Source organism: Streptomyces sp. HUAS 31, from assembly GCF_028198125.1.
Lineage (GTDB): Bacteria > Actinomycetota > Actinomycetes > Streptomycetales > Streptomycetaceae > Streptomyces > Streptomyces chartreusis.
In genome coordinates this window covers 1,900,105-1,916,915 of sequence record NZ_CP116353.1, presented here as the reverse complement: position 1 = coordinate 1,916,915, position 16,811 = coordinate 1,900,105, and the positions used below count along the sequence as shown (strand labels likewise).

The following is a 16,811-nucleotide window of genomic DNA, read 5'->3' as shown; positions in this document are numbered from 1 at the left end:
GCCACGTATTGATCGAGCCGTACGGCTGCCTCCCCCCGTCCCGGAGCCGTACGGCCCGCTCATGTCCCATGAGCCGCATACGCGTTGCCTGAGCCGCGCGCATACGACTACCCCTCGGCCTCGGCTTTGTTCAACCGCCCGAACCGGCGGATCTCATTACCTCCTGTACACACTTCAGCTTCGGAGCGACCATCGTGACGCCTGAATCTCACTCCCCGATCGGTACGGACGAGCCCACTGCCGCCCCGCCTCCCGGCTGCCCCGCACATGACATCGGCCCCGGCGGCCTGCGTCGCCTGCACGGTCCCGAGGCAGAGGACCTGGGAGCGGTCTACGAGAAGCTCCGTGCCGAGCACGGCTCCGTGGCGCCCGCGCTGCTGCACCAGGACGTGCCGGTCTGGGTGGTGCTCGGCCACGCCGAGAACCTGCACATGGTGAGCACCCCCTCGCAGTACTGCCGTGACAGCCGGTTGTGGAGCGCCTTGCAGGACGGCACGGTCAAACCCGACCATCCGCTCATGCCGGTCTTCGCCTGGCAGCCCGTCTGCAGCCACGCCGAGGGTGATGAGCACCTGCGGTTGCGCGGCGCCGTAACGGGCGCCATGTCGACCATTGACCATCGGGGCATCCGCCGCCACATCAACCGAGCGACCCAACAGCTCGTCAACAAGTTCTGTGAGCAGGGCAGGGCCGATCTGGTCAGCCAGTTCGCCGAGCACCTTCCCATGGCAGTGATGTGCGAGATCCTCGGCATGCCGGACGAGTACAACGACCGGCTCGTGCAGGCCGCCCGCGACCTGCCCAAGGGCACCGAGACCTCGATCGCCAGCAACGCGTACGTCATGGACGTCCTGATGCGGCTCACCGCCCGCCTCCGAGCCGAACCCCAGGATGACTTCACCAGCCACCTCATCAACCACCCGGCCCGGCTCACCGACGACGAGGTCGGCCAGCACCTGCGCATCGTCCTGATGGCGGCGTACGAGAACACCGCCAACCTGCTCGCCAACGTACTGCGGGTGGTGCTCACCGACCCACGGTTCCGAGCCCAGCTCAAGGGCGGCCAGATGACGGTGCCCCAGGCTGTCGAGCAGTCCCTGTGGGACGAGCCGCCGTTCAGCATCGTCCTGCCGTACATCGCGAAGCAGGACACCGAGCTGGGCACCCAGCGCATCCGCAAGGGCGACGGCCTCCTCTTCGGCATCGCGCCGGGCAACGTCGACCCGCGCGTCCGACCCGACCTCAAGGCCAACATGCAGGGCAACCGCTCCCACCTTGCCTTCGGTGGCGGCCCTCATGAGTGCCCGGGCCAGGACATCGGCCGCGCCATCGCCGACGTCGGCGTCGACGCGCTGCTGACCCGCCTGCCGGACGTCCAACTCGCCTGTGACGAGGACGAGCTGAGCTGGCGCTCATCGGTCTCCAGCCGGCACCTGGTGCAGCTGCCGGTGAAGTTCGCGCCGAAGCCCCAGCAGGGCGTCACAGAGCGGTCCTCCGGCAACCCGGTGCCACCGTGGAGCCGGCCGGTCGGTGCGGTGCCGCCGCAGCCTGGTTCGGAGCACGCCGTTCCGACACCGGCGGCCACGCACGAACCGGTCAGCCGGCCAGGTGTGTTCCGGCGTCTCCTGCGCTGGTGGCGCGGCGACTGAGCCGATCGGCCAACGGGGCTACCCGGCCCACTCGTCGTACGACGACCAGGCCTGTAGCAGGCGCGAGCTGACGAACCTGTGCTCGCGCCCCGTCACCGGATCAGTGAACTCCAGCACCCGCGCCAGCAGTTGGAGCGGGCGTCGGAAGTCACCGTCCGCCACAGGCCCGGTCACCACGGGATAGAGGGGATCGCCGAGGATAGGTACCCCCAGCGTGCTCATGTGCACCCGAAGTTGGTGCGTCTGCCCGGTACTCGGCATCAGCCGGTACCGGGCGAGCCCGTTGTGGTGCTCCAGCAACTCGACCCGGCTGACGGCGTTGGGCTCGCCCTCGACCTCCCGGGCCGCCATCACCCCGCGTTCCTTGACGATCCGGCTGCGCACAGTGCGTGGCAGGTCCAGTGCGGGTTCGTACCGGGCCACGGCCTCGTACTCCTTCGCCACCCGCTTGTCGCGGAACAGTGACTGGTAGGAGCCGCGTTCCTCGGGCCGCACGGTGAACAGCACCAGGCCGGCCGTCAGCCTGTCCAACCGATGCGCCGCGCCCAGCGTCGGGACGCCCAGCTGCCGCCGCAGTCGTGCCAGGGCAGTCTCGGCGACATGGCTGCCGCGTGGTGTGGTGGCAAGGAAGTGTGGCTTGTCGGCCACCACAAGGTGGTCGTCCCGGTAGAGAACGTCGATTGCGAACGGCACCCGCTCCTCATCGGGCAGCTGCCGATGGAACCACACGTACATCCCCGGCACGTAGGCCGTGTCCCGCGTCACCGGGCGCCCCGCGGCGTCCACGATCAGCCCCGCGTCGAGCATCCCGTCGATCGCTCCGGCCCCGGCCGCGAGCCGCGTCACGAGATGATCGCGTACGGTGGCCCACCCGTCCCCGACAGGCAACCGCACCCGCACCGGATCCACCCCGTCGCGCTGCGGCAGGGGAGAGGACGGGGGCGGAGTACGGCGTCTCATCACGATCAAGCGTACGAGAGATTGTTCGGCGGCCGACGCCAGAGACTGCCCCTCATAGCCGGGCAGGATCCCGGCGTCGTCGGTAGCCAGTTTCGGATTGGTCGTCCGGCCTCGCATCCAGGGACCAGCGGCAGTGATCGGCACGATGATCACCCCAACGGGCAGTGAACTCGAAGCACTCGGGGCCGACAGCCGACCGAGTCAGGACCCGAGGACGAGCCTTATACGTCGGCCCTCGGCGGTCCTGTGCTCCACCTGGTACCTGGGCGCGTTTCGGTGCCAGAGGCACAGACCAGTGATCATGAAGTGCACGCAGTCCAGCCACCACCCGATATCGATGTCTGTCCGGCTGCTGCGAAGCCGGCGCTCCACCGACATGAATCGGCTCACGAGCTGATCGTGCCAGTCCAGCAGTCGTGCGCAACTCTGGACCTCGCTCAGGCCCCGGTCCCGCGCGGTGGCCGAGACGAGGTTGGGAAACCCTGCGACCCGGTCCTTGGTGATGCAGTGCAGATCGTTGTCGACGAGGCACAGAGCTGAGATGAGGCGGTAGATCTCGGTGACATCCGGGTCGGCGAAGACTTCTGGCGGCAGTTCTCGCCCCAGGGTGTACTCGATCATGTCGGTGGCGACGTACATCCCCAGTGTGTGCAGGCGAACCGTCAGGTATGTGTCGAGATCGGCTGCCAGTCCCTCGCGACGGAAGAGAATCGCCTCGTCAGCGACGGAGTACTGCCACGCTTCGAACCGAGCGGTGAAGCGTCGGCACCACTGGGGGCTCATGTTCTCGGTCATCTCGCTGCCAAGTGCCAGCCATGGGGTCAGTGTCGGCGTGGCCGACAGTGACTCAGAGCTGAACCCCGTGGTGAGGGCCTTCGAGATCAAGCCGGGATAGCCGTCCTGGGTGCCGATTCCTTCGATGCTGTCCTCGTAGAGGAACCACAGGCCCAGGAACCTGGCATAGAAGGTCAGCCGGTCTTCCGATTGCGCGGTGGGGTTACTTAGCGCGACAGCCTGTCCCAAGTCGCAGGTCTCAGCGTTGCGCCGGTTCTCCGGGTCCGTCAACAGACCGTGCTTGTCCAGCCAGGCCAACGCGGCGCCGTCGAGCTTCTCGGCGAGACCTTCGCGGGCCGGTTTCATCCAGGAGACGGGGTAGCGGATCTCTATGTTCACGGGTTGTTCGTCAAGGGGCATGCGGCACCTTCAACCTGTGCATATGGAGCTGACGACAATCGGCTCGGCAGTGGGCCACCCGCTCCTGAAGCGGCGTCAAATCAGCACGATGGTCCCGCTGTCGTCCGCCTTGAGCTCGTGGCTGCTTGGGCGTGCATCCGGACCTGACAAATCGGCTAACGGGACCTCCCACTCGAAATTATGGCCGACTTCAATCCTATGGTAAGAGCGCGCGTACCCCGCACGGCAGGGCGCACGAATCGGCGCACGCAGCACCACCGCTGGCCGCAGTGTTGAGACGAAGATCGAGCGGACCTGTGTGCCGGCCCGCCAGGGGTGGGATCTGCGCAGATTGCCGTGGATCTGCTGAAGTGCCCTGCGGATCGCGGCCAATACTCATGGTCTGCGGACAAGTCGCCACTCGCGTGCGCGGCCGGCATCGCTTGGTCGCGCTGCCTCAAACGCGATACATCGTGTCTATTGACTCATTGAGTCAGCTCGCGATATGTTCGGCCACGGATATTCGGATGCGAGGTAGAGATCATGGCCCTGAGGCGCCGCAAGCTCAGCAATCCGCTCGCGCTCGCCGTGCTGACGACGCTGTGGCAGAAGCCGATGCATCCGTACGAGATCGCGCAGACCCTGCGGCAGCAGGGCAAGGACGCCAGTACGAAGATCAACTACGGCTCGCTGTACACCGTCGTGCAGAACCTCGAGAAGCATGGATTCGTCGAGGTCACGGACGTGCAGAAGCAGGGAAACCGGCCCGAGCGCACGGTGTACGGGCTCACCGAGGCCGGCCGTGAGGAGATGACCGAGTGGTTGTCGGACCTCATGGCCGTGCCCGCGAAGGAGTACCCGATCTTCGAGACCGCGCTCTCGCTGATGGGCGCGCTGCCGCCCGACGAGGTGGTGCGGCTGCTGGAGGAGCGCGTCAAGGCCCTGGAGGTGCAGGCGGCGAGCGGCCGTGGAGCGCTGGAGAAGCTCTACGAGACGCTGCCGAGGCTCTTCCTGGTCGAGACCGAGTACCAGTTGCACATGGTCGAGGCGCAGGCCGAGTGGGTCCGCGGCTTTCTTGAGGAGATCAGGAAGGGCACCCTGCCCGGCGTCGAGCCGTGGCGGCGGTATCACGAGACGGGGGAGATGCCGCAGGAGTTCACCTAGCAGCTCCAGATACAGGAGTCACCCAGCGACTCCGAGAAAACAGACCCCGGCGGTGCTGTTGCAGCAGCCCCGCCAGGGTCTCGAACCCCGAACCGAGTCCGCCCTGAGGCGCGACCGGGCGATCGAGGTGCGGCACACCCAGGATAGCCCGGCGCTCCTCACGCGGATCGATCACGCATCCGCTCACCAGGAGAGCAGTCGTCATGAGCAGTACCAGCCCAGGCACCCGTGCGCCCGCGGTCGAGGCGCGCCAACTGATCAAGACCTACGGCGAGGTCACCGCACTCAACGGCATGGACATCACCGTCGAGCCCGGCACCGTCTTCGGCCTCCTCGGGCCCAACGGCGCCGGCAAGTCCACGACCGTCAAGATCCTCACCACTCTGGCCCGCCCCGACTCGGGCTCGGCCACCGTCGCCGGCCACGACGTGCTGCGCCACCCTGACCGGGTGCGCCGCGCGATCGGTGTGGTCGCCCAGAGCTCCGGCGCGGACCCGGTCGCCACCGGGCGCGAGAACCTGCAACTGCAGGGCAGGCTGTACGGCTTGGGCCGCGCCGATCTCGGCCGCCGGGTCGCCGAGCTGCTCGACCGCTTCCGGCTCACCGACGCCGCCGACCGCCCCGTCAAGGGGTACTCCGGCGGAATGCGCCGCCGACTCGACGTCGCCCTCGGGCTTGTGCACCGTCCCGAGGTGCTGTTCCTGGACGAGCCCACCACCGGACTCGACCCCGAGACCCGCGCCGCGATGTGGGACGAGATCGGGCGGCTGGCCGTCGAGGACGGCATGACCGTCCTGCTCACCACGCACTATCTGGAGGAGGCCGACCGGCTCGCCGAGCGCATCGCGATCGTCGACCGCGGCCGGATCGTCGTCGCCGGCACCCCGGACGCCCTCAAGGGCGAACTTCGTGGTGACGCCGTCCATGTGGAGCTGCGCCAGTCGGTCGGGGACGCGGGGCGAACGCTCCTCGTCGGTGCGCTCGACGGGCTGCCGGGCGTGCACGAGGTGCTGGTCGACGGGCGCCGCGTCAGCGTGCGGGCCGACGAGGGCGCCGCGGCGATGCCCGCGCTGCTCGCCGCGCTGGAACGCGCCGGGGTCGGAGTCGCCACCGCGACCGTCGCCCGTCCGTCCCTCGACGACGTCTACCTCCGCTACGCGGGCCGCCGTTACGCCGAGGCCGAGGCAGACCGCTCCGAGGACCTCGTCCTCGCCGGGACCGGAGGTGCCCGATGAGCACAGCGATTTCCGCCGGGACGGACCGGAGGTGCCCGATGAGCACAGCGATTTCCGCCGGGACGGACCGGAGGTGCGCGATGACCACCGCGAACCTCGCCGGGACCGGTGGTGCGCGATGAGCGCCGCGATCTCCCAGACCTGGTACATGACGCAGCGTCAACTCATGGTGTTCGTACGGCAGCCTGCCTACGCGGTCATCACCCTGATCCAACCGGTCATCTGGCTCTTCCTGTTCGGCAGTCTCTTCAGGAAGGTCGTCGAGCTCGGCGGCTTCGGCACCACCTCCTACCTCGACTACCTGGTACCGGGCGTCGTCGTGATGAGCGCCCTCAGCTCCAACATGTGGGCCGGGATGACCACGCTGGACGAGATCCAGCGCGGCACCCTCGACCGGTTCCTGACCACCCCGGTCAGCCGGGCCGCGCTGATGAACGGCAACGTCGTCAACAACGGCCTGGTCACCGCCCTCCAGTCGGTCGTCATCGTGCTGCTCGGCCTGCTGGGCGGCGCCGACTACCCGGGCGGCATCGTCGGCATCGCCGTCCTGGTCGTCGCCGCGGTCCTGCTCGGCACGGTCTTCGGGGCGCTGTCCAACGCACTTGGCATGCTGGTGCGGGAGCGTGAGTCGATCATCGGCATCAACACGTTCCTGCTGCTGCCGCTGACCTTCCTCTCCTCCGCCTTCATGGCGCCGTCACAGATGCCGGGCTGGATGCGGCACATCGCCGACTTCAACCCGCTCGACTGGGCCATGGTCGCGGGCCGTTCGGCGATGTCCGACCACCCCGACTGGGGCGACGTCCTCACCCGGGGCGGCGGGCTGCTGGCGCTGGCGGTCGCCGCGGTGTGGCTGTCCATCCGGACGTTCCGCTCCTACCAGCGCTCGGTCTGAGGGCACCAAAAAGGGGCGGCACCCCGCGAGGGTGCCGCCCCTTCCGAACGTCCGATCAGGGCTACGCCGCCGGCGCCGCCCCCTCCTGCTCCGCCTCGATCCGGGCGTTCCAGTCCCGCTTCGACGCCTGCCAGCCGTCCTCGTTGTGGCCGAGGCGCCAGTAGCCGGAGATGGAGAGGTCCTCGCGGGGGATGCCGCGGTCGACGCGCAGCAGTTGGCGCAGCTCCTTCACGAAGTGGGCCTCGCCGTGCACGAACGCGTGCGCCCGGCCCTCGGGGAAGGCGAGCGTGCGCACGGCCTCGACCAGAGCCTCGCCGACCGGCCGCGAGCCGCGGTGCAGCCAGATGACCTCCACGTCGGAGTCGATCTTCTGCTCCTCCTCGGGGCCGGAGATCTCCACGAAGGCGTACGCCGTGGCACCTTCCGGCAGTGACTCCAGGGAGCGGGCGATCGCGGGCAGCGCGCTCTCGTCGCCGACCAGCAGATGCCAGTCGGCGTCCGGGTCGGGGGCGTAGGCGCCGCCGGGGCCCATGAAATGCACGGTCTCGCCCGGCTCGGCGCGCATCGCCCAGGGGCCGGCCAGGCCCTCGTCGCCGTGCAGCACGAAGTCCAGGGTCAGTTCACGATGCTCGGGATCCCAGGCCCGCACGGTGTACGTCCGCGTCACCGGCCACTGCTCGCGCGGCAGCTCCTCGCGGATGCGCTCCAGGTCGAACGGCTCGGGGTAGCTCGCGCCGTCGGGGGAGAACAGCATCTTCACGTAATGGTCCGTGCAGGTGTCGGCCGCGAAATCGGCGAGCCCCTCACCGCCCAGCACCACACGCTGCATGTGCGGGGTCAGCCGTTCGGTACGGATGACCTGCGCGCAGTGGGGCTTCCGCGGCTTGCGGGCAGGGCGTAGCGCCATCACTGGCCTCCCTCGTTCCAAGCTTAGGTTTACCTAAGTTAGCACCTCCGCCTGGCGAATGCCGCTATGAACGTTCATGGATCGGTGCATGTCGCTCATCTACGGAACGAATTCCCCGTGTCACGAGCCCCAAGCGCGCGACCGGGACGCGCTTTCACGCCCCGTCGTCTCACGCCCCCAGCGTCACCAGAAGCCGCTGGAGCGACCCGCCCAGCCCCCAGCGCACCGCCAGCTCGTCAAGGCCCGCCGGATCCCGGGGTGTGCGCGGCAGTGTGGTGTCGACGTCGGGCAGCGGGACGTCCTGCGCGACCCGTACGACCTTCGGGGCGACGGCGACATACGGCCGCGACTCGTCCAGCCGCTTGCGCTGCGAGGGCGTCAGCCTGGCCTTCGGGTCGTCGACCGCCGCCATGATCCCGGCCAGGTCGCCGAACTCGGCCAGCAGCTTCGCGGCCGTCTTCTCGCCGATCCCGGGCACGCCCGGCAGGCCGTCGCTCGGGTCGCCGCGCAGCAGCGCCAGATCGGCGTACCCGCCGCCGTCGACGCCGTACTTCTCGCGCAGCCAGCTCTCGTCGGTGAGCTGGAGGGTGCCGACGCCCTTGAGGGGGTACAGCACCCGCACCCCGCGCTCGTCGTCCACCAGCTGGTACAGGTCGCGGTCGCCGGTGACGATGTCGACCGGGCCCTTCGCGCGTGCCGTGAACGTGCCGATCACGTCGTCCGCCTCGTACCCGGTGACGCCCACGCGCGCGATGCCGAGCGCGTCCAGGACGGCCTCGATGACCGGCACCTGCGGCGACAGCGTGTCCGGTACCTCCTCCTCGTCAGGGCCCACCTCGCGCTCCTCGGCGACCCGGTGCGCCTTGTAGGAGGGGATCAGCTCGACCCGCCACTCGGGCCGCCAGTCGGCGTCCATGCAGGCCACCAGCGCGTCCGGCCGGTGGTCCTTGACCAGGCGGTCGATGAAGTCGAGGAGCCCGCGCACGGCGTTCACCGGGGAACCGTCCGGCGCCTTCACGGAGTCCGGGACGCCGAAGTAGGCGCGGAAGTACAGCGAGGCGGTGTCGAGGAGCATCAGTCGTCCGGTCACGCCACGCATCATGCCGTACGGCACTGACATCGAGCCTTCACGCCGTACGGCGCCGACGTCGAGCCTTCACGCCGTACTGCATCGACGTCGAGCCGTTCGGTGAGCGCCGCGTCGCGCTGCGTACCCACCCTGTGGCCTGGACCACTTGTGCGTTTGTGTGCGGGTAACCAGGGCAGGCGCCAGCCCGGAGCGACGCCCCCTGCGCAACTGTTGCGCCAGTCGCTCCGTTCATCTGCCGTCGAGACAAGAGGTACCCGTGTCATCCAGGCTTGAGGCCGACCATCTGTACAAGGTGTTCGGCAGACGACCGGAGAAGGCCGTCGAGCGGCTCCGCCAGGGAGCCGACCGTGAGGAGCTGCGCGCCGACGGCACCACCGCCGCCGTGATCGACGCCTCCTTCACCGTCGAACCCGGCCAGATCTTCGTCGTCATGGGCCTGTCCGGGTCCGGCAAGTCCACCTTGCTGCGCCTGCTCAACGGGCTCCTCGAGCCGACCGCGGGCCAGGTCCGCTTCGACGGCCGGGACCTGACCGCGATCAGCGACCGCGAGCTGCGCGAGGTCCGCGCCAAGAAGATCAGCATGGTGTTCCAGCACTTCGCGCTGTTCCCGCACCGCAGCGTGCTGGAGAACGCCGCCTACGGCCTCGCCGTCCAGGGCGTGCCCCGCGCCGAGCGCGAGAAGCGCGCCGCCGAGGCCCTTCAGCTGTGCGGCCTTGGCGGCTGGGAGAAGTCCTGGCCCGACGAGCTGTCCGGCGGCATGCAGCAGCGTGTGGGCCTCGCCCGCGCCCTCGCCACCGACGCCGACCTGCTGCTGATGGACGAGTCCTTCAGCGCGCTCGACCCGCTGATCCGCCGCGACATGCAGGACCAGCTGCTCCAGCTCCAGAAGACCCTGAAGAAGACGATCGTCTTCATCACCCACGACCTCAACGAGGCCATGCGCCTCGGCGACCGCATCGCCGTCATGCGCGACGGCCGCATCGTGCAGACCGGCAGCGCCGAGGACATCCTCCTGCGCCCGGCCGACGACTACGTCGCCTCCTTCATCCAGGACGTCGACCGCTCGCGCGTACTGACCGCGGGCGCCCTCATGGACACCTCGGTCACCGCCGACGCCCCGCTGTGCACCTGCGAGACCGCGACCAGCGAGACGTCGTTCGTGGAGCTGTGCGCGATCAGCGCCCGCCTGTCGCACCGCGTGACGGTCGTGGACGAGGAGAACCGGGTCATCGGCGTCGTACCGCGCCAGCGGCTGGTCGGGTTCCTCGGCGACGAGAGCGCCGATCCCTCGCCCTGCGACAACCCGGAGGGGAAGGTGATCGCCCATGCCTAGGCTGCATCTCGGCGACTGGGTCGACTCCGGCGTGGACTGGCTGGTCGCCCACATGGGCTGGCTCTTCGACGCGATCAAGGCGGTCGTGGAGGGCATGTACGACGGCGTCAACGCCGTCCTGACGGCCCCCGAGCCGCTGCTCCTCGCCGGCATCCTCGCCGTGCTGGCCTGGTGGCTGCGCGGTGTGGTCGCGGGCGTCCTCGCCTTCGGCGGGTTCGCGCTGATCGACTCGCTCGAACTGTGGGACCGGGCCATGTCCACGCTCGCCCTCGTCCTGGTCGCCACCGCCATCGCCCTGGTGCTCTCGGTCCCGCTGGGCATCTGGGCGGCCCGCTCCAAGACGGTCAGCGCGACCGTCCGGCCCGTCCTGGACCTGCTCCAGACGATGCCGTCGATGGTGCTGCTGATCCCGGCCATCCTCTTCTTCGGCCTGGGCACCGCCGCCGGTGTCATCGCCACCCTGATCTTCGCGCTCGCCCCCGGCGTCCGCATGACCGAGCTCGGCATCCGCCAGGTCGACGCCGAGCTGGTCGAGGCGGCCGAGGCGTTCGGCACCACACCCCGTGACACCCTGCTGCGCGTCCAGCTGCCGCTCGCCCTGCCGACGATCATGGCGGGCATCAACCAGGTCATCATGCTGAGCCTGTCGATGGTGGTCATCGCCGGCATGGTCGGCACCGGCGGCCTGGGTGGCGCGGTCAACCAGGCCATCGGCCAGCTCGACATCGGCTTCGGCTTCGAGGCGGGCGTCGGCATCGTCGTCCTCGCCATCTACCTGGACCGCATCACGGGCGCGCTCGGCGCGCAGATCTCCCCGCTCGGCCGCCGTGCCGCCGCCAAGGCGCGTGCCGCGGGCGGCATCAAGGTCTGGAACCACCGTCCTCGCCCGGTCGTCGCCGTCGCCGGCGTGGCCGCCCTGGCCCTCGTCGCGGGCGGCATGGGCGTGTTCGGCCCCACCTCCGGCACCGCCGCGGCCTCCGCCACGGACGTCGGCAAGGGCAAGGAGCTCAAGATCGGCTACATCCCGTGGGACGAGGGCATCGCCTCCACGTACCTCTGGAAGGAACTGCTGGAGCGGCGCGGCTTCAAGGTCACCACCAGCCAGTACGCCGCCGGGCCCCTCTACACCGGCCTCGCCACCGGCCAGATCGACTTCGAGACGGACTCCTGGCTGCCCACCACGCACGCCGAGTACTGGAAGAAGTACGGGAAGCAGCTGGAGGACCTCGGCTCCTGGTACGGCCCCACCTCCCTGGAGCTCAGCGTCCCCTCGTACGTCAAGGGCGTGAACTCGCTGGAGGACCTCAAGAACAACGCCTCCAAGTTCAAGGGCAAGATCATCGGCATCGAGCCGAGCGCCGGAATGATGGGCATGCTCAAGGACACGGTCCTCAAGAAGTACGGCCTTGAGGGCACGTACGAGGTCGTCGACGGCTCCACGCCCGCGATGCTCGCCGAGCTCAAGCGCGCGTACGCCAAGAAGGAGCCCGTCCTCGTCACGCTCTGGTCGCCGCACTGGGCGTACAGCGACTACGACCTGACCAAGCTCAAGGACCCCAAGGGCGCCTGGGGCAAGGGCGACGGCGTGCACACGCTGGCCCGCAAGGGCTTCGCGGGGGACAACCCCGAGGTCGGCAAGTGGCTGAAGGACTTCTCCATGACCGAGAAGCAGCTCACGAGCCTGGAGTCGCAGATCACCAAGGCAGGCAAGGGCAAGGAGCAGGACGCGGTGCGCACCTGGCTGAACCGGAACCCGGGCCTGCTGGACAAGTGGGCCCCGGTCGCCGGGTCCCAGGAGAAGAGCCAGGCGGCCGGGTGACCTGACGGGCCCGACCGCCACCCGAGGGGTGGGTCACGCCGTACGTTTTCCCCTCCGTACGGCTGACCCACCCCTCGCGGCATCTCCGCATAGTCACCCGGCATGCTACGAAAAGGATCCGGCCAACCACGCAGCGCTATCCCACCACCTGAGCCGGGCCGTACGAACTCCCTCTGACCGGCACCGACTTCCCGCCGCCGCGCGATCCCCCTCACCGCCTCTTTCCCCAGGCTCGCCCATCGGCGAGGAAGAGGGAAGATGGGAGTGTGCGGACGCATTGAACAGAACAGCGGCGCTCGCGTACTGAGCGGCAGTCAGGGGCGCCACGGGGGCGCCCGGCGGGTCGCACGAGCGGATCGGCTGGCGCGAACCTGTGGGTCGTACCTCACCCGATGTGTCGTCGATGTGACGGCCGCGTGAAACGGTTTGCCGAACATGCGTAGGGTGCAGAGAACTCAACAGAAGGTGTGCGCCGGAAGTCGGGCGCGAGGACAGTGGACCGACGAGCGAAGGAGGGAGCCGGAGCGATGGGCGACCACAAAGAACAGCCCCTTCGGGTGGGCGCGGCCGTACGGCGGCGACGCCGCGCGCTGGACCTCACGCTCGCCGTCGTGGCCGAGCGCAGCGGTCTGTCGGTGCCCTTCCTGAGCCAGGTCGAGAACGACCGGGCGCGCCCCAGCCGAAGCTCCCTGGAGAAGGTCGCCGACGCGCTGCGGACGACCGCCGTCGAACTCCTCGCCGCCGCCGACCCCGCGTGCAGCGTCGACGTCGTGCGGGCCGACACCACCGAACTGGCGCCGGAGCCCCGGACGCGGTCCCTGGTGCGCGGTCACCACCAGATGCACGCCTCGGAGTTCACCGGCGACCATGACGCGGGCCGTGAATTCCAGTACCGCAACGACCAGTTGATGTACGTCGCCGACGGCGCCGTCGAGATCGAGGCCGAGGGCCGCGCCTATCGCCTCGGCCGCGGCGACACCCTCTACCTCACCGGCGGGGTGCGCCACCGCTGGCGCGCGACCGTGCCGGACACCCGTGTGGTCGTCGTCGCGGTGGCGGAGCACATCGAGGCGGTCCGGGACCGGCCGGGACGCTGATGCGCGTCGTCTCCCTGGTGCCGTCCCTGACGGAGGCCGTGGCCGTCTCGGCCCCGGGTGCCCTCGTCGGCGCCACGGACTGGTGCAGCCACCCCGTCGGCCTGGACGTCACCCGCGTCGGCGGCACCAAGAACCCGAAGGTGGACCGGATCGTCGCCCTCGCGCCCGACCTGGTGATCGCCAACGAGGAGGAGAACCGCGCCCCCGACCTCGACGCCCTGCGCACGGCCGGCGTCGAGGTCCTGGTGACCGAGGTGCGGGACGTCCCGCAGGCCTTCCGCGAGCTGGCGCGCGTCCTGGACGCCTGCGGAGTGCCGGCCCGCCCGCGCTGGCTGGAGGAGGCGGAGCGGACCTGGTCGTCACCGCCGGCCCCGGACCGCCGTACGACGGCCGTGGTGCCGATCTGGCGGCGGCCCTGGATGGTGCTGGGCCGCGACACCTTCGCGGGCGACGTCCTGGCCCGCCTCGGCGTGGACCACCTGTATGCGGCCCACGAGGACCGCTACCCGCGCATCCCCCTGCACGACCTGCTCGCGGCGGCCCCGGACGTCGTCGTGCTGCCCGACGAGCCCTACCGCTTCACCGCCGACGACGGCCCGGAGGCGTTCCCCGGCCTGCCCTGCGCGCTCGTCAGCGGACGGCACCTGACGTGGTACGGCCCGTCACTGGCCGAGGCGCCACGAGTACTGTCCGAGGCGCTGCGAGCAGCGCGCCGCTGAGCAGCCCGCGGGCGGTGTGGACGGCTGCCGCGGCCCAGGCCACGACGAGCACGGCGTACAGCCCGACGGCCAGCCCTTCGTAGACCACGAGCCCGGTGTGTCGGGCCAGCGCCGCGGCGCCGGTGACACAGGTGCCGACCGGGAAGGTGAAGGCCCACCAGGTCATCGCGAAGCCCATGCCGTGCCGCCTGGCGCGCACCACATGGGCGGTGGCCAGCCCGAACCACAGCAGCGCGAAGCCCATCACCGGCACGCCGTACAGGACGGCGAGAATCCCGAAGCCCTCGCTGTACGGCGCCGGGACCACCCCCGGGGCGACGTCGGCGAACGCGCCGACGGCGGTGGTGGACTGCCCGAGCGGGCCCAGCACCAGGAACAGGGTCGGGGTGAGCGCGAGGGGCAGCGGACCGCCGGTGATCAGCCGGGCGAAGACCAGCGGCAGCATCAGCAAGGTGGCGAGCAGGCTGAGCCCGAACATCGCGACGCAGGCGAGCAGCAGCGTCTCCCGGGCCTGCCCCGGCGGCAGATGCGGCACCAGCAGCGGCCCGAGCGCGGCGGACACCATCGGCGCGACGAGCGGCAGCAGCCACACGGGCGTGGCCTGCGACGGTTCGATCCGATGGCGTACGGCCATGAGGTACGGGACGGCGACGGAGGCCGCGAGACCGATCGCCGTACCGGCGACGAACAGCACGGCGTCGAGTGCCACCGCCGCCGCGGAGCCGATCCAGTCCCGGCCGACGGCGAGGGCGCCGCCGCCGACCGCGAGCAGCGCCATGGACAGGCAGCCGTAGAAGGGCGCCATGGCCGGGTCGAGGAGGTGGGCGCGGGCCTGGTCGCGGTGGCGGGTCCAGTGCCGGGCGCGGGCGCCGAGCAGAGCGAGCAGCAGGAGGAGGGAGAACACCCAGACCGCTGTGCACAGGGGGCGCAGACCGGGTACCTGGAACGGCAGTCCGGCTCCCGCGGTGGCGACGGCGGCGGTACCCATGACGGCGGAGTACCAGTTGGGTCCGAGGTGACGGACCGTGCCGAGGCGAGGAATGGGCCCGAGGTGACGGGCGACGGTGACCATGTGCTCAGGGTGGTCGCGCCGGTCGCCTCCCACCAGGGAGGTTGCCTCTATGGCGACATAAACTGGGCTTATGACTGAGGCGGCGGAGGGGCAGTTTCGCGCGGGAACCCTGGCGCACCGCGTCCCGGATCTCGGCGGGTTGGAGCTGTTGCTGGCGGTGGCGCGGCTCGGCTCTCTCGGCGGGGCGGCGCGTGAGCTGGGGATCACCCAGCCCGCGGCGAGCAGCCGGATCCGGTCGATGGAGCGTCAGCTCGGGGTGGCCCTGGTGGACCGGTCGCCCCGGGGCTCCCGTCTCACGGACGCCGGTGCGCTGGTGACGGACTGGGCGCGGCGGATCGTGGAGGCGGCGGAGGCGTTCGACGCCGGGGCGCAGGCGTTGCGGGACCGGCGGGACTCGCGGTTGCGGGTGGCGGCGAGCATGACGATCGCGGAGTATCTGCTGCCGGGCTGGCTGCTCGCCCTGCGGGCCCAACGGCCGGACACCGCGGTGTCCCTGCTCGCCGGGAACTCGGCGGCGGTGGCGGAGCGGTTGCTGGCGGACGAGGCGGACCTGGGGTTCGTGGAGGGGCTGACCGTGCCGACGGGGCTGGACTCCGTCGTGATCGCCCACGACAACCTGATCGTGGTGACGGCGCCGGGGCATCTGTGGTCGCGTCGGCGGCGGCCGCTTCAGGGGTCGGAGCTGGCGGCGACTCCGCTGATCCTGCGGGAGAAGGGGTCGGGGACGCGGCAGGTGCTGGACGCGGCGCTGGGGGGTCTGGCGCGGCCGCTGATCGAGTTGTCGTCGACGACCGCGGTGAAGGCCGCGGCGGTGAGCGGGGCGGGGCCGGCGGTGCTCAGTGAACTGGCGGTGGGGGAGGAGCTGTCGATGCGGCGACTGGTCAGCATCCCCCTCGCGGACGTCGCCCTCGCCCGCGACCTCCGGGCGGTATGGCCGACGGGGCACCGGCCGGTGGGTCCTGCGCGCGACCTGCTGGCGCTGACCCGGGGGTAGAAGGCGCCCGTCAGCGGGCGGCGGCCCGCACCAGTGCCTGCATCACCCGCAGGTCCTCGCCCATCTCCGGATGCCACTGCACCCCCAACACCCACTCCGCCGACGGCAGTTCCACCGCCTCGACCGTGCCGTCCGCCGCGTGGGCCGTCGCGATCAGGTCCTCGCCCAGCCGGTCGACGGCCTGGTGGTGGTAGGCCGGTACGGACGTCTCCTCCGGTACCGCGGCGGCGTACAGACTGCCCGGCACCGGCTTCACGGTGTGGCTGCCGAAGGCGCCGACGACCTCCGCGTGCCCGTCGATGTGCTGCTGGAGCGTGCCGCCGAGGGCGACGTTCAGCAGTTGCATGCCCCGGCAGATGCCCAGCAGTGGCACCCCGGCGGCGAGCGCCGCGTCGATCAGGGCCAGCTCCCACGCGTCCCGCTCACGCGCCGGGGGTCCCGTGCGGGGCTCGCGCTCGGCGCCGTAGCGGACCGGCTCGACGTCCGGTCCGCCGGCGATGACCAGCCCGTCCAGCCGGGCCACGGCGGCGGCCGCGTGCTCCGGGTCGTCCGGCGGCAGCATCGCGGCCAGGCCGCCCGCCCGCTGCACCAGCCGGGGATAGCCGACCGGCAGCAGCGCGGCCTCCAGCTCCCACACACCCCAGCGCGCACCTGACTCCAGATAGGTGCTGACCCCGATCAGCGGCCTGGCCACAGCAACTCCC

General features: G+C 70.4%; 15 protein-coding genes. 9 read left to right on the top strand and 6 right to left on the bottom strand.

Going from position 1 to position 16,811, the window contains the following annotated elements:
• The first annotated feature begins 194 nt into the window (after nt 1-194).
• Entirely contained in the window at nt 195-1,649 is a 1,455-nt protein-coding gene (locus PGH47_RS08345; RefSeq protein ID WP_271662889.1) for a cytochrome P450, read from the top strand.
• Nucleotides 1,650-1,667: 18 nt separating this feature from the next.
• Here PGH47_RS08345 and PGH47_RS08340 read toward each other — a convergent pair whose 3' ends face one another.
• Together PGH47_RS08340 and PGH47_RS08335 are read right to left on the bottom strand one after the other, a co-directional pair.
• Entirely contained in the window at nt 1,668-2,609 is a 942-nt protein-coding gene (locus PGH47_RS08340) for an RluA family pseudouridine synthase (protein WP_271662888.1), read from the bottom strand.
• A gap of 201 nt (nt 2,610-2,810) precedes the next feature.
• A complete protein-coding gene (locus PGH47_RS08335) occupies nt 2,811-3,803 on the bottom strand; it encodes a terpene synthase family protein (protein WP_271662887.1) in 993 nt (330 codons plus the stop codon).
• A gap of 522 nt (nt 3,804-4,325) precedes the next feature.
• Between PGH47_RS08335 and PGH47_RS08330 the strand changes: the two genes are divergently transcribed.
• The 3 genes from PGH47_RS08330 (at nt 4,326) to PGH47_RS08320 (ending at nt 7,076) form a co-directional block, all read left to right on the top strand.
• Nucleotides 4,326-4,946, top strand: coding sequence for a PadR family transcriptional regulator (locus tag PGH47_RS08330; protein WP_271662886.1), 621 nt, complete (start codon nt 4,326-4,328; stop codon nt 4,944-4,946).
• 203 nt (nt 4,947-5,149) lie between these two features.
• A complete protein-coding gene (locus PGH47_RS08325) occupies nt 5,150-6,181 on the top strand; it encodes an ATP-binding cassette domain-containing protein (RefSeq protein WP_271662885.1) in 1,032 nt (343 codons plus the stop codon).
• 118 nt (nt 6,182-6,299) lie between these two features.
• Nucleotides 6,300-7,076: an ABC transporter permease gene (locus tag PGH47_RS08320; protein ID WP_271662884.1), complete on the top strand. Its 777-nt coding sequence runs from the start codon at nt 6,300-6,302 to the stop codon at nt 7,074-7,076.
• A gap of 61 nt (nt 7,077-7,137) precedes the next feature.
• On the opposite strand, the gene PGH47_RS08315 is transcribed toward PGH47_RS08320, so the two are convergent.
• Both PGH47_RS08315 and PGH47_RS08310 read right to left on the bottom strand, forming a co-directional pair.
• Nucleotides 7,138-7,983, bottom strand: coding sequence for a siderophore-interacting protein (locus PGH47_RS08315; RefSeq protein WP_271662883.1), 846 nt, complete (start codon nt 7,981-7,983; stop codon nt 7,138-7,140).
• Between the two features lie 169 nt (nt 7,984-8,152).
• On the bottom strand, nt 8,153-9,103 hold the full coding sequence (locus tag PGH47_RS08310; RefSeq protein WP_271662882.1) for a 5'-3' exonuclease: 951 nt from the start codon (nt 9,101-9,103) through the stop codon (nt 8,153-8,155).
• Between the two features lie 226 nt (nt 9,104-9,329).
• Between PGH47_RS08310 and PGH47_RS08305 the strand changes: the two genes are divergently transcribed.
• The 4 genes from PGH47_RS08305 to PGH47_RS08290 all read left to right on the top strand — a co-directional run bounded on the left by PGH47_RS08305 (nt 9,330) and on the right by PGH47_RS08290 (nt 14,041).
• The gene (locus PGH47_RS08305; RefSeq protein WP_271662881.1) at nt 9,330-10,406 is read left to right on the top strand and encodes a quaternary amine ABC transporter ATP-binding protein; all 1,077 of its coding nucleotides are present in this window, start codon (nt 9,330-9,332) and stop codon (nt 10,404-10,406) included.
• Nucleotides 10,399-12,225 carry an ABC transporter permease/substrate binding protein gene (locus PGH47_RS08300; RefSeq protein WP_271662880.1) on the top strand — a complete coding sequence of 609 codons (1,827 nt, stop codon included), beginning with the start codon at nt 10,399-10,401 and terminating at the stop codon, nt 12,223-12,225. The genes PGH47_RS08305 and PGH47_RS08300 overlap by 8 nt, the downstream gene beginning before the upstream one ends.
• Nucleotides 12,226-12,752: 527 nt before the next feature.
• Nucleotides 12,753-13,322 (top strand): helix-turn-helix domain-containing protein, encoded by a 570-nt coding sequence (locus PGH47_RS08295; RefSeq protein ID WP_019759881.1) that lies wholly within the window; start codon nt 12,753-12,755, stop codon nt 13,320-13,322.
• Entirely contained in the window at nt 13,322-14,041 is a 720-nt protein-coding gene (locus tag PGH47_RS08290; RefSeq protein ID WP_271662879.1) for a helical backbone metal receptor, read from the top strand. The genes PGH47_RS08295 and PGH47_RS08290 overlap by 1 nt, the downstream gene beginning before the upstream one ends.
• Here the strand turns inward: PGH47_RS08290 and PGH47_RS08285 are convergent.
• Nucleotides 13,953-15,113, bottom strand: a complete 1,161-nt coding sequence (locus PGH47_RS08285; RefSeq protein ID WP_271662878.1) for a TDT family transporter — start codon at nt 15,111-15,113, stop codon at nt 13,953-13,955. The genes PGH47_RS08290 and PGH47_RS08285 overlap by 89 nt on opposite strands.
• A gap of 70 nt (nt 15,114-15,183) precedes the next feature.
• On the opposite strand from PGH47_RS08285, the gene PGH47_RS08280 reads away from it, so the two are divergent.
• Complete coding sequence (locus PGH47_RS08280) at nt 15,184-16,107, top strand: LysR family transcriptional regulator (protein WP_271662877.1); 924 nt, start codon at nt 15,184-15,186, stop codon at nt 16,105-16,107.
• Nucleotides 16,108-16,117: 10 nt separating this feature from the next.
• Here PGH47_RS08280 and PGH47_RS08275 read toward each other — a convergent pair whose 3' ends face one another.
• Nucleotides 16,118-16,789 (bottom strand): gamma-glutamyl-gamma-aminobutyrate hydrolase family protein, encoded by a 672-nt coding sequence (locus tag PGH47_RS08275; protein WP_271668008.1) that lies wholly within the window; start codon nt 16,787-16,789, stop codon nt 16,118-16,120.
• Nucleotides 16,790-16,811: the final 22 nt, after the last annotated feature.